We start from the raw sequence: 12384 nt of genomic DNA on the forward strand, positions 1-12384 counted from the left end.
GGATTGAGCCATGTCGTTTCCTCGAAGCAATTGAAATGAGCGCGCTCGCCCGCAACGCGCGCGCCACTAATAGCTGCTCCCGCCGCTTGGGAGATGACGGGAGCAAGGCCGATCCGGAAAGTCTCAGACCAGCATCAACATCGGTCGCTCGATGTAGGAGCGGAAAGTACCCAGGAGCTCGGCCGCGAGCGCGCCGTCGACGGCACGATGGTCCGTCGAAAGCGTCACGGTCATGACCGTTGACACAGTCACGTTGTCGCCGGAGACGACCGGACGTCGTTCGCCCGCACCTACCGCGAGAATCGTCGCGTGGGGCGGATTGACGATCGCCGCGAATTCCCGAACCCCGAACATTCCCAGATTGGAGATGGCCGCGGTCCCGCCCTGATATTCGTCCGTCTTCAGCTTGCCGTCCCTCGCACGCGCGCCAAGGTCCTTCATCTCGGCGGAGATCGCCGACAGGCTCTTGATTTGCGCATTGCGCACGATCGGGGTGATAAGCCCCCCCGGCACGGACACGGCAACGCCGATATCAGCATTGCGATGCTTGAGCAGGCCTTCGTCCGTCCAGGAGACATTGGCGTCCGGAACGGCACGTAAGGCCAGCGCATAGGCTCTGATCACCATATCATTGACGGAGAGCTTGAAATCAGCCTTTCCATCCACAATGGGCGCCGAGGCGTTCAACTCCGCGCGCAGTTTCAGAAGCGCGTCTATGTTGCAGTCAAGCGTTACATAGAAGTGTGGAACCGTCGACTTTGCCTCGACCAGTCGGCGCGCAATGGTGCGCCGCATGTTGCTATGAGCGACCAACTCATAGCTGCCCTCGGCGAAGAGCTTGCGAACCTGCTCATCGGAGGGTGCGCTTGATCCCGGCTTAGCCGATGCGCAGATCGCGCTGCCAGCAGTAGAGGACCTGTTCTCAGCTGGACGATGGCCCACCACATCAGCGCGGGTAACACGCCCGTGGGGGCCGGAGCCGATAACAGCCGACAGGTCAATTCCGCTATCACTTGCAAGTCGCCTTGCGAGCGGTGTCGCACGCACCTTTCCCACCTCAGCGGCGCCTGCAGCGACCTGCGACGGTTGCGAAACTACAGTAACTGCGCCAGTGGCAGTATCTGGAATGGCAGCAACAACGGCAGTTTGAGCGGCCGGCGCGCCCGCATAAGCCTCGCCCTCTTCATATATCCAGGCAACGGCAGAGCCGACGGGAATATCGACACCTTCACCACCCGTGATATCCCGCAGGATACCGCTTGCCGGCGCATCGATTTCCATCGCCGCCTTGTCGGTCTCGATCTCGAAAAGCACGTCGCCTTTTTTGACCGCGGTTTCGTTGCCGAAGAACCATTTGGAAATTCGGCCGGTCGCCATGTCCATGTCGACCTTGGGAAGGATGACCTCGACCGGCATGATCAGCGCACTCCATTGATGAGGTCGCGCGCGGCCGAGATGATGCCGGGAACCTGCGGGACGGCCGCTTTTTCAAGTTCAGGGTTATACGGGATCGGCGTCTCCGATCCGCCGAGGCGTATGATCGGCGCATCGAGATAGTCAAAGGCTTCGCTTTCTGCAATCATCGCGCTGAGTTCCGCACCGACGCCGAGCGTTTTCACGCCTTCGTAAACGCACATCAGCTTCGAGGTCTTCTTGACGCTTGCGATGATCGTTTCACGGTCCATCGGACGGACGGTGCGAAGGTCGACGACCTCGATATCCAGCCCCTCGGCAGCGAGCGTTTCGGCCGCTTCGAGCGCCTTGTGAACCATGATGGACGTGGCGACGATCGTCAGGTCCCGTCCTGTCCGGCGCACGTCGGCCTTGCCGATCGGTACGGTATAGTAACCTTCGGGTACCGGCCCCTTCATCTTGTACAGCAGTTTGTGCTCGAAGATCATGACCGGATCCGGATCGGCAACGGCAGCAAGGAGCATTCCCTTGACGTCATGCGGCGTCGCCGGCTGAATGACTTTCAGCCCCGGAACATGCCCTAGCCACGCCTCGATGCTCTGGCTGTGTTGGGCGGCGGCACCCGTGCCCGAGCCGGCGGGAAAACGCATGACGACGGGCACGGAGACCGCGCCGCCCAACATATAGCGCATCTTGGCCGCCTGGTTGACTATCTGCTCCATCGCCAGCGCTGCGAAATCCGAGAACTGGAACTCAAAAATCGGCCGCAGACCCGTTACGGCAGCGCCGACGGCGACGCCGGCGCCACCCAGTTCCGAGATCGGCGTGTCCATGACCCGATCCGGCCCGAACCGGTCAATGAGGTCGCCAGTAACCTGAAAGGCACCGCCATAGACGCCGATATCTTCGCCCATGAGGATCACGCGCTCATCGGCCTTCATGGCAATCGCCATGGCTTCCTGGATCGCCTGCGAATAGCTCAATTCCCTGACTGCGGTATCCATCACGCCTGCTCCGTATAAACATAGTCCGCAAGATCGGCGACATCGGGCGCAGGGCTTGCCTTGGCAAATTCGATGCCGGCAGCGATCTCCTCATCGACCGACGTGCGTATCGCAGCCAGTTCTTCCGCCGTTGCGATTCCGAATTCGACGAGCTGCGCTTCATAACGCGCGATGGGATCGCGATTGTTCATCCAGTCGTCGATCTCGTCTTTCGTGCGATAACGATTGCGGTCGCTCTTGGAGTGCCCGCGATACCGGTACGTCTTGCATTCGATGAGGCTGGGGCCGTCGCCGCGGCGGGCGCGTTCGATCGCATTGTGCGACGCTTCCGCCACATCGGAGAGCACATTGCCATCGACGATGACACCCGGCATCGAATAGGCCACCGCACGATCAGCGATATTGGCAACCGCAGTCGAACGTTCTGTCGAGGTCGACATGCCGTACTTGTTGTTTTCGCACACGAACACCACCGGCAGCTTCCAGACGGACGCCATGTTCAGGGCCTCGTGGAAAGCGCCTTCATTGTTGGCGCCGTCGCCAAAGAAGCAGACCGCGACCTTGCCGGTCTTCAGCCGCTTTGCCGTCAACGCCGCGCCAACCGCGATCGGCAGGCCGCCACCCACGATGCCGTTCGCACCGAGATTTCCAGTCGTCACGTCTGCGATATGCATGGAGCCGCCGCGACCGGCGCAATAGCCGGTCGTCTTGCCGAAGAACTCGGCAAACATCCGCTTCACGTCTGCGCCCTTCGCGATACAGTGGCCGTGGCCGCGGTGGGTCGAGGTGATCTGGTCCTCGGTTGAGAGGGGCATGCAAATGCCCATGGCGCTCGCCTCTTGACCGATGGAAAGATGCATGGTCCCGTGAATGAGCCCTCGCATATAGCTTTCTTCCGCGCCCTCCTCGAACTTGCGGATGAGGTGCATCTTGTAGACCGCATCCAGCAGTTTCTCGCGCGGGTACTGGCGATAGATGAACGGCAGGTTTGCACCCTCAGAAACGGGTGCAGCCTTCGTTGCGGTACTCTTTGCCATTGTCAGTTCCCCTTGCCGTAGACGAGAGCGTCCTGGCGTGCGCGCAGGGCGGCAATCTTCGAGCCGGCTACGACCGCGGCATTGGCGTAGGTGATCAGCTCGCCCTTCTTGATCGGCGCCGTCACCGTACCGTGCTGGAGCATTCCGCAAGGAATTGCCTTGCTCGAACGAGCCTCACCGGCCGTCATGATCCAGGCGCGATAGGTGTATTCGCCGATCGCATCGAGCGTGTCGCCGGGCTTCAGGTCCTTTTTGGCGACCGCGCAGACTTCAGCTACGGGCGTCGACAACGGGACCATGTCCGCCTTCCCGTACAGGACGACACGAGCGCAGGTGAGCGGAACTTCCAGCGATGTGAGGTGATAGGGGCGGTGGAAGGTGAAGTACGGGCCTTTACCCATCTTCAAGTCTTCCATGCGCTCGCTGATACGAGGATGCGACATGTCCGCCACGACGAAGACACCCGGCGCGACACCCTTACCGATGGAATAGTCCACGACGCCGACCCGCGAAAGCACGCCGCCGTCCTTTTCGGGCACCAGTGTCGAAGACAACTGGTCAAGGGTCGCGGCAGGGCCGTGCATCCCGGGCTTATCCGGCACGAGGCCAGTCGCATTGGCGATCGCCGCCATTTCGACCATCGTCTTGGAGCCGTCGACGAACTCGACGAGCATGCGGACGTTCATATGACGACGAGCGGCTTCTTCAGCATATTTGTCCGGCACGGCGTCGATGTTGAGCGGATTGTTCTTGCCCTTGCCGGCGGCGACGATAGGGTGCCCCATCGCCGAGACAAACTCGATCAGTTCCATGCAAGACGACGGCTCGTCGCCTGCACCGAGCGAATAGGTGACGCCGAGACGCTCCGCTTCGCTCTTGAGATATGCACCGATGGTGACGTCGGCTTCGACGTTCATCATGACAAGGTGCTTGCCGTGCTCCATCGCGGAAAGGCCGATTTCGGCCCCCACGCTCGGAACGCCGGTCGCGTCGATCACCACATCGATAAGGCCGCTGTTGAGGATCGTTTCCGCACTGCTGGTGACGGCGACCTTGCCCGCCTCCATTGCAGTATTCAGATCACCGACGGATTTCACTTCCTTGTGGTGGCCCGGTTCCTGGAATGCAATTTCTACTGCCTTCTGGGCGGCAGGCAGGTTCAGATCGCAAATTGCCCCGATCTCGATACCCGACATGTGCGCGACGCGGGTGACGATATCCGTGCCCATTTCACCGGAGCCGATAAGGCCAATTCGAATTGGACGACCGGTTTCTGCACGCGCGACAAGGTCACGCGCCAATCCGGTTGGCGCGACGTTGATAGCCATAGAATCTCCTCCCAAGGCATAAGGTGTCGGTGACTGTAGACCCCAAATAGCGGTACATTTGTCTTTTTGTCAACACGATTGTTCATATTTCTTGTTTTCCAACACGCTTTCGGGATCGTTCCCGTCCCGCTTGTTTTGATCGAGCAATGCACTCAAACAAGCGAGGCGCTGCACGCAGAAGCAGCTCGACGGAAGGAAAAAACCAGGATCATGACGTCGGAATGCGCAGTCCGGAAAGACCAAAGGCGAGCATGAAAAAAGTGCGAAAGCGGAACCCGAACGGCTAAGCGGAAAGTCGCGCCGGATTTTCTTTGAGAAGAGCGCGCGCACTCTCCTCGTCGGTGATCAGCACGGTGGGCTGCACAAGCCGCATTGCGCCAAGCATCGCCTCCGCTTTATCGGCGCCGCCGGATGCGAGAACCCGCAGAGGCGCGCGACGAATACGATCAACATCCACCGACATGACGCGGTCGTTGATAGAATGCTCGATCAGTTCTCCATCCCGGTCAAAAAAATGGAAGAGCAGATCGCCCACGGCACCACGGCTGACGAGGTTTTGGCGCTCATCTTCGCTGAGAAACCCACCGCGATAGAAGGTCGTGGCCGAGTCAATGCCGCCGACGCTGACAACGACGGCGTCCAAAGTGTCAGCCATGTCGAAGATTTCCTGAATGCCGCAACGCTTGATGAGCGCATCCCGTGTTGCGGCGCTGTCGACCACCGCGGGCGCTGGAATAAGATAGCCTTCGCCCTGAAACGCCTGGGCAAAGCGCCATGCAAATTCAGCGGGGTTGAAGCGCCGCACCTGGCTGACGCCGCCCAGGAGAGAAATGACTCTGAAATCGTTCAGCGTCCGGCTGTTGATTGCCGAAAGGGAAGCAAACAGCGTTCGACCCCAGCCGACGCCAACGGTCATACCCGGCTTCATGGCCTCTGAGAGAAAGGCGCCCGTCGCCGCACTGATAGAGGGGATAGGATCCGCAGCAGGATCCGAAATCGGCGCAACAATCGCCTCAACAACACCAAAGGCCACCTCCAGTTGCCGTTCGAGTCCCACGGCCTCAGAGAGCTCGCCTTCGATGGCAATCTTCACCTCGTTACGGCTGCGCGCTTCCGCAAGCATTCGGACGACCGTCACGCGGCCGACGCCGAGCACATCCGCGATGTCGTTTTGCGTCATCTGCTCGACGAAATACATCCAGGCGGCACGCAAACGCAATCTATCGTTCCGGCTACCCGGGACGTGCGCTCCATGGGCGGCGTCATCGCTAGCCGCTGCTGAAGAAACTACGTTTTTCTTTTTTCGAGCCACGCTGTATGAACGATCCCTGCATTCGAGCTAACGCTATCTCTACCAACACTATACACCATTGGAAATGTGCAAAATGGCTAGGCGCCGACTACCGTCAAGGCATCCACAACGCACCTCTTGGCGCGCGGAATGGAGACGGCGCTCATGCTGAGCTCCGTGAGACCCATTTTGAGAAACGTCGGAATAAGGTCGGGCCGTGCTGCTGCTTCGCCGCACATACCAACCATGATGCCAGCCTCTCTACCCGCTTTTGCCGTCATCTCTATCGCGGCAAGGACAGCAGGATTATTGACGTTGTTGAGCGCGGCAACCTGTGGGTTCATGCGGTCGGCCGCCATGACGTATTGCGTAAGATCATTCGTCCCGATTGAAAAGAAGTCGACTTCCTTCGCCAAGACGGGAGCGATCATGACCGCGGCCGGCGTTTCAATCATCACGCCGAGACCAAAGCGCTTGAACGGCAGACCTGCATCGGAAAGCTCTTGCGCGCATTCGTCAATCAGCAACCGTGTGCGCCGCACCTCATCGAGTGTGGAGACCATCGGCAACATCACCTTCATGTTTCCGTGAACGGCAGCACGAAGGAGCGCCTTCAGCTGCGGCTTGAAGATATCGGTACGGTCGAGGCACATCCGAACTCCGCGCCAACCAAGAAACGGATTTTGCTCGACGGGGAAAGCAATACCCGAGACAGGCTTGTCGCCGCCGATGTCCAGTGTCCTGATAATGACGGAATCAGGAGCGAACGCGCGCGCCGCCTCCGCATAGACCTCGTACTGCATGTCCTCCGTCGGCAAGCCACCGTGCTTCATGAACAGGAGTTCTGTCCGGAATAGCCCGATTCCCATTGCGCCCGCCTCGCGGGCAGCCTCTATTTCCTCGAGGGACCCGATATTTGCGGCCACTTCGATCTTGACTCCATCGCCACGAATGGGGGTGAGGTCCTTGAACAACCGAAGGCGCTTTTCCTCTTCTGCCGCTGCGGCAAGTTTGGTTTCGAAGGCTTCGCGTATCGCATCGGATGGGTCAGCGACGATCTGGCCCAGGCCACCGTCCAAGGCAATCTCTCCGGCGCCGGCGAGATCGTCTATCGCGCTGCCGAGTCCGAGAACTGCCGGAATACCATGGGCACGGGCGATGATGGCGATATGCGAGGTAGCGCCGCCATGTGCACACACCACACCCTTGACAAGTCTCAGCGGCGCCCGCGCCAGGTCCCAGGCTCCGATGTCCTCCGCCAGTACGATCGAGGGTCGATCTATCTCATCCAGTCCGATGTCGCGAGCACCGGTCAGCGCGAGGCAGATCTGCCGCGCAATCGCCTTCACATCGTCCGCCCGAGCGTTGAGGTACACGTCTGAAACGCGACCGAAGGCAGCAGCGGCTCCGTCAGTAACGCTCAAGACCGCGTCGAGTGCGGTATATCCCTGGGCGATGGCATCGACAATCTCGCTGGTGATCGCAGTGTCGCCTGCGATCTCGCAAAGCGCGGTGATGATGCTTCGATCGGTTTCGGAGAGGCTTTCACGGCGAAGCTCATCTTCCATCGACGTTTGGACTGTCGCAATGGCTTGACGAAAGGCCTCAATCTCTTGCGGGATCTCGTCATTCTGCAAGCGCCGATGGGTCGGGCTGAAAGCCTTCGGAAAGTAGTGGAAGGCCGGCGCCAGGGCGACGCCCTCACTTGCCGCGATTCCACGCACGCTGCCATGCATCGCGGGGGTTGCCGCCAGCACACGACTTGCATCGTCAACCGCCGAGGGCTGAGCACCGCCCTCCTCCGCGAGGCCCGATTGCGGCTCTTCGAGAAACGCTACCAAAGCATCCAGCGCAGCCTCCGCATCCGGGCCATCCGCTCGAAGGGTAACCGCATCGTTCTCCTTGACGGCCAGGAGCATCAGCTTGACGGAGCTCTTTGCGCTTGCCGATTTGCTGTTCTTTACGATCTCGACATCGCTTTCAAAACTCTTGGCGAGTTTTACGAAGCGTGTGGCAGGACGAGCGTGTAGGCCTTCGTGCACGCGCACGATAGTAGAGCGTTCCATGGATTTGTCTCGCAAACTCGGATGTCGATCGCGTCAGGCGCCGATCGTGATCGTTTGACCCACCGCCAGAGCGGCTTTCAGTTTATCGATATCGACAGCGGCTGCGCATATCTCTCCCGGCCGCTCCGTGGTCCTCGCATCGTTGAAATTGATGACCACATGGCCAAGGTCAATGACCTTCTTCCACGCGGATTCGCCGACGGCAGTGACCGCCGTTTCGAGAAGCCCAATCGTGATCAATGAGCCGACGGAAGGCGCTTCCGGGGTAGGGCCGACGTCCGGCTTGTGGAGGACCGAGACCTCCGAAAGCTCTGGCGGTGCGCCGTCCGCAAAGAGAATCACGACACCGCCATCAGCGAGGTCGGCCACGTCGGGCCCGACAAACGTTATCTGTGTCTTGAGCAGGGTCATAGTCTCCTCCTTGTAGCGGATATTTGGGCGGCTTAACCGCGGCAGACGCAGGCGGGCGGCCGAAGGCGGCCCGCCTGATTTACATCAGAATACAACGAGACTTACGACCCAGGCGAGCAACACGGAGAACGGCCCCATGATCTGGCGGCTGATAAGCACCGCTGGCACGCCAATCTCGATCGTTTTCGGCTTTGCCTCCCCAAGCGCCAGTCCCACAGGCACGAAATCGCAGCCGACTTGCGTGTTGTAGGCAAAGAGCGCCGGTAGTGCCATCGCCGGCGAGATGGTGCCGTTGGCGATTTGCGGTCCGATGATAGCCACGCCGACAACCTGCGCGATGACGGCGCCAGGCCCAAGGATGGGTGACAGGAATGGAAGTCCGCAAATCGCGGAAATCACCAGCAGGCCGACGATATTGTTCGCGAGCGGGCCCATGGGCTGCGCAAGAACATCCCCGATGCCGGTGTAGAGGATGAGACCGATCAGCATGGTCACGAAGGCCATGAACGGCAGTACGTTGCGCACAACCTGGTCGATCGTCCTACGACCCGAGTTGAAGAAGATTCCGACGATACGACCCATTACGCGGCCGATGCCTGCGATGAGGTTGATGAACCCACCTCCCGAGGTATCGACGACCGGGGGCTTGGCGACTGTCTGGGTGGATGCGATCGGCGCCGATGCACTGCCTGTCACTGGTTCAGAGCCATCGGCCATGACGATATCCTGCTCCTTCACGCCGGAGACGTAGATATCCTCCGTGATGAACTGCGCAAGTGGACCCGACTGCCCAACCGGAGTGACATTGACGGTCGGGATCCGTTTGCGAGGATAAACGCCGCAGCGTGCCGTGCCGCCGCAATCGACGACGACAACCGCCATTTCGCCTTCAACGGGGGGCGCGCGGAAACCGTCGACCGCTTCGGCCCCCGTCATGTCGGCGATGCGCTGGGCAAGCGGGTGAATGCCGCCGCCCGTCACCGAAACGACCTTGTTCTTTTGCGACGTCGGCTGGATGACGAGCGGTCCGCCCCAGCCTGTCTTGCCGCGCGAGATTTTTACCGCCTTGTATTCTTTTGCCATGATGAAACTCTCCCCCGCGTCCTAGAGCTCGATGCCCTGGCGTCGCGCCATGATCATCGTGATGCGCTCGGTCAGCATGCCCTTGAGCAGAATGACCACCAGGCCGACGATCGCGTACCAGATCGCCATCTGGATGTGGTACCCTGCCGGCACCGCGCCGCTCTTTTCTAATTCGAGCAATGCGACCAGCACCCCGCCCCAGACGAAGTACTCGCCGGGATTGATGTGCGGGAAGAGACCGAGCGGCGGATGCACATAGGAAACCGCCGCGTCATAAAAGGCCGGCTTGTGCTTCTCCTCCAGGAACGAGCCGAAGGTATAGGCCATCGGGTTTGTCAGGAAGAAGACGGAGATCAGCGGAAGCACGGTGTATCGCGTCAGGGCAATTCGCCCCGCACCGCGTGCCACGCCATGAACACGTTCCTCGCCCACCAGCTCGGTGATCGCGTAGAACGCGGTCATGAGCACGACGAGCGTGGGAATGATACCGGTAACGAAGCCGGCGAAAACCTCGCCGCCCTTCTGGAAGATGCCGATGAAATATTTACCGATGCTCGCCAGCCAGCCGAGCTGCTCTTCCTGGGCCACCGTGTCGAGCTTCTGCTTGAACTGCTCGACGGAGATGTCCGATCCCGCCTGAGCAAGGATCACAAGTTTGTCGCTTGCACCCTTGAGGGCAAGCTTTCCATGAATGGCCGCATCGGTCAGCGCCGATCCGACATCATGAGGGTTCATTTGGCTGCCATAGTCAGCCAACATCGAAACGAGCATTCTCTCCTCCCAAATCGCCGTATAGAACGGCCCTCTCCCAAAAACCTTATGCAGCCGCGACGCTCTGCCTCTCTCGGTCGATCTTTCGCTCTCTCACCGCCTCGACCTGAGCGATCGCCATGGCAACAGCAGTGTCAACGCAGGCCTTGCTGTCGACATTCTGCGCGCGCTTGAGGGCCTCAAGCGTCATGCCCTCGACCTCGTGATTACGCTGAAACTTGGCGAAGACGGACCGGCCCGTCATGGTCAGCAGGCGCTTGACCGAAAGGTCGGGTCCGATCACGACCATCGCGATAGCGCCCTTGCGAAAACGACCACGGGCATGTCCCGCTCCAACGAAGCCGTCATCGAACTGGCGTGTAATTCCTTTGAAAATGTCGGAGTAGTGCTGCATCTGCAACCACACGCCGACTGCCTGAAGTGCCCAGACCAAGCCGAGCCCGAGAAGGCCCCATTGCCATATTGCCACCGTCACCCTCCCAGAGCCGATCCAACATTTGCGTAGGCCTCAAATGAACATTTGTCTTTCTGAATGTCAATATGTATATTGCAGGTGCATTCGGTGAGTGAGGCTGAATGATGTGGCATAACCGCATGTGGGGTGAACTTTGGACAAACGCCTTTTCATTTTCGATTGCGACGGTGTACTCGTGGACAGCGAACCGCTCGCCGCGCAGGCCTATGTTCGCGTCTATGCAAAGCACGGTTTGACAATCACCCCCGATGTCATCGCTCATTGCGTCGGGATGAAGCAGGCCGACATCTTAAAGCGTATAAACGACCTGACGGGTCAGGCTTTCCCCCTTGAGCATGAGGGTGACATTTGGTTGGAAACGAGATCGGTATTTCAGGAAGCACTCACGCCCGTCCCCGGGATAAAAACCTTCCTGGAACGCCTAGATGTACCCTGCTGCGTCGCGTCTTCGTCGTCCATCGAACGTATAGAGTTCAGTCTCACGACCACGGGACTCATCGACTTCTTCAACAATGATATTTTCAGCTCCTCTATGGTGAAGAAAGGCAAGCCGGCTCCGGACCTCTTTCTCTACGCCGCCGATAAAATGGGCGTTGCACCCGCTCACTGCATTGTCATCGAAGATTCCCCATTTGGGGTACAGGGCGCCGTCGCAGCTGGAATGGCGGTCATTGGCTTTACCGGCGGCGGCCATTCAACCTCCGGCCATCGCGATGCACTGCTTGCTGCCGGCGCTAATCGCGTTTACTCAAGTTGGCATGAGATCGCGCTGCGAACATACCCGCCGCTGTAACATACCGCGTCCGCAGAGTTTTCCCAGCAAAAACATCGGCGCTTTTTGTAAGTACTCTGGCCCTTCGGTGCTGCCGACACGAACATGGTACGCCCAGAAGCCGCCGAGCGCGATTACGTTAACGTGTCGCAGGTGCAATCAGTTGACCGGGGCGCGGTTGACGAGCGGCGTGTCGAGGATGCTGAGGCCAAGGCGGAAAAGAGAGCGAAGGCCGCCTATCAGTCAAGGTGACGCGGCTGGCGAAGAAAAAGAAGCCGACGAAAAAAGCGGACGAGGGCACCGAAGACCCGGCCTCCGGGGCCGGGAGAATTTCAATCTCGATGGGCTACTGCGCTAATCAGGTGGAGCATGATGCCGGGGAATGACGAGAAGTCCGGTCTCTACTGACACGGCAATCCCATGAAAGCGCGCGAACGTCGCGCCCCCAGGCGGAAACTCATACTGGGCGCGGTGCCTGAAGACAGTGAAAGACGGATCCAGATCCTCCAGCAACCCTCCTCCTGCCTCTTGCAGATCAGAGACCTCGACATTCGGCCGCCAGGCGGGAGCGCCGACCTCCCTCACTTCGCCGGTTGTCAGTCAGCCGCCAAAACCGAATTTCAGGCGCGAAGCTGCCGCAACCCGCGCCTCGAAAGGGGTCGAACCTGCGACCCGTTAGATTCCTGGCTTGATCGTTGTGAAACGAGCTACGCGGAGCAAACACCTAGTCTCA

General features: G+C 59.7%; 11 protein-coding genes. 1 reads left to right on the plus strand and 10 read right to left on the minus strand.

Translation table 11 applies throughout. From position 1 onward, the window contains the following. Positions 1-123: 123 nt before the first annotated feature. The 10 genes from GR158_RS24720 to GR158_RS24765 form a co-directional block, all read right to left on the minus strand. Entirely contained in the window at positions 124-1416 is a 1293-nt protein-coding gene (locus GR158_RS24720) for a 2-oxo acid dehydrogenase subunit E2 (RefSeq protein WP_160873015.1), read from the minus strand. A gap of 2 nt (positions 1417-1418) precedes the next feature. Then, on the minus strand, positions 1419-2417 hold the full coding sequence (locus GR158_RS24725; protein ID WP_160873016.1) for an alpha-ketoacid dehydrogenase subunit beta: 999 nt from the start codon (positions 2415-2417) through the stop codon (positions 1419-1421). Next, entirely contained in the window at positions 2417-3454 is a 1038-nt protein-coding gene (locus tag GR158_RS24730) for a thiamine pyrophosphate-dependent dehydrogenase E1 component subunit alpha (RefSeq protein ID WP_160873017.1), read from the minus strand. Before GR158_RS24730 ends, GR158_RS24725 begins: the two co-directional genes overlap by 1 nt. A 2-nt stretch (positions 3455-3456) precedes the next feature. After that, positions 3457-4782 carry an NAD(P)H-dependent oxidoreductase gene (locus GR158_RS24735; RefSeq protein WP_160873018.1) on the minus strand — a complete coding sequence of 442 codons (1326 nt, stop codon included), beginning with the start codon at positions 4780-4782 and terminating at the stop codon, positions 3457-3459. Positions 4783-5065: 283 nt separating this feature from the next. Continuing rightward, entirely contained in the window at positions 5066-6094 is a 1029-nt protein-coding gene (locus tag GR158_RS24740) for a sugar-binding transcriptional regulator (protein WP_371731791.1), read from the minus strand. Positions 6095-6171: 77 nt separating this feature from the next. Beyond that, a complete protein-coding gene (ptsP, locus tag GR158_RS24745; RefSeq protein ID WP_134652838.1) occupies positions 6172-8139 on the minus strand; it encodes a phosphoenolpyruvate--protein phosphotransferase in 1968 nt (655 codons plus the stop codon). Positions 8140-8172: 33 nt separating this feature from the next. Further along, positions 8173-8550, minus strand: a complete 378-nt coding sequence (locus tag GR158_RS24750) for a PTS glucitol/sorbitol transporter subunit IIA (RefSeq protein WP_134652836.1) — start codon at positions 8548-8550, stop codon at positions 8173-8175. A gap of 84 nt (positions 8551-8634) precedes the next feature. Continuing rightward, positions 8635-9633: a PTS glucitol/sorbitol transporter subunit IIB gene (locus GR158_RS24755; RefSeq protein ID WP_134652834.1), complete on the minus strand. Its 999-nt coding sequence runs from the start codon at positions 9631-9633 to the stop codon at positions 8635-8637. A gap of 21 nt (positions 9634-9654) precedes the next feature. Then, on the minus strand, positions 9655-10392 hold the full coding sequence (locus tag GR158_RS24760) for a PTS glucitol/sorbitol transporter subunit IIC (protein WP_134652850.1): 738 nt from the start codon (positions 10390-10392) through the stop codon (positions 9655-9657). Between the two features lie 58 nt (positions 10393-10450). Continuing rightward, on the minus strand, positions 10451-10873 hold the full coding sequence (locus tag GR158_RS24765; RefSeq protein ID WP_134652832.1) for a transcriptional regulator GutM: 423 nt from the start codon (positions 10871-10873) through the stop codon (positions 10451-10453). Between the two features lie 139 nt (positions 10874-11012). Here GR158_RS24765 and GR158_RS24770 point away from each other — a divergent pair, with 139 nt between their 5' ends. Next, on the plus strand, positions 11013-11672 hold the full coding sequence (locus tag GR158_RS24770) for an HAD family phosphatase (protein ID WP_134652830.1): 660 nt from the start codon (positions 11013-11015) through the stop codon (positions 11670-11672). The last annotated feature ends 712 nt before the right edge of the window (positions 11673-12384 follow it).

The organism is Shinella sp. AETb1-6 (genome assembly GCF_009826875.1).
In the GTDB taxonomy this organism is placed as follows: Bacteria; Pseudomonadota; Alphaproteobacteria; order Rhizobiales; family Rhizobiaceae; genus Shinella; species Shinella sumterensis.

Coding starts and splice junctions, on each gene's coding strand:
- GR158_RS24720 (WP_160873015.1), bottom strand. CDS start 1,416: ATGCCGGTCGAGGTCATCCTTCCCAAGGTCGACATGGACATGGCGACC.
- GR158_RS24725 (WP_160873016.1), bottom strand. CDS start 2,417: ATGGATACCGCAGTCAGGGAATTGAGCTATTCGCAGGCGATCCAGGAA.
- GR158_RS24730 (WP_160873017.1), bottom strand. CDS start 3,454: ATGGCAAAGAGTACCGCAACGAAGGCTGCACCCGTTTCTGAGGGTGCA.
- GR158_RS24735 (WP_160873018.1), bottom strand. CDS start 4,782: ATGGCTATCAACGTCGCGCCAACCGGATTGGCGCGTGACCTTGTCGCG.
- ptsP (WP_134652838.1), bottom strand. CDS start 8,139: ATGGAACGCTCTACTATCGTGCGCGTGCACGAAGGCCTACACGCTCGT.
- GR158_RS24750 (WP_134652836.1), bottom strand. CDS start 8,550: ATGACCCTGCTCAAGACACAGATAACGTTTGTCGGGCCCGACGTGGCC.
- GR158_RS24755 (WP_134652834.1), bottom strand. CDS start 9,633: ATGGCAAAAGAATACAAGGCGGTAAAAATCTCGCGCGGCAAGACAGGC.
- GR158_RS24760 (WP_134652850.1), bottom strand. CDS start 10,392: ATGTTGGCTGACTATGGCAGCCAAATGAACCCTCATGATGTCGGATCG.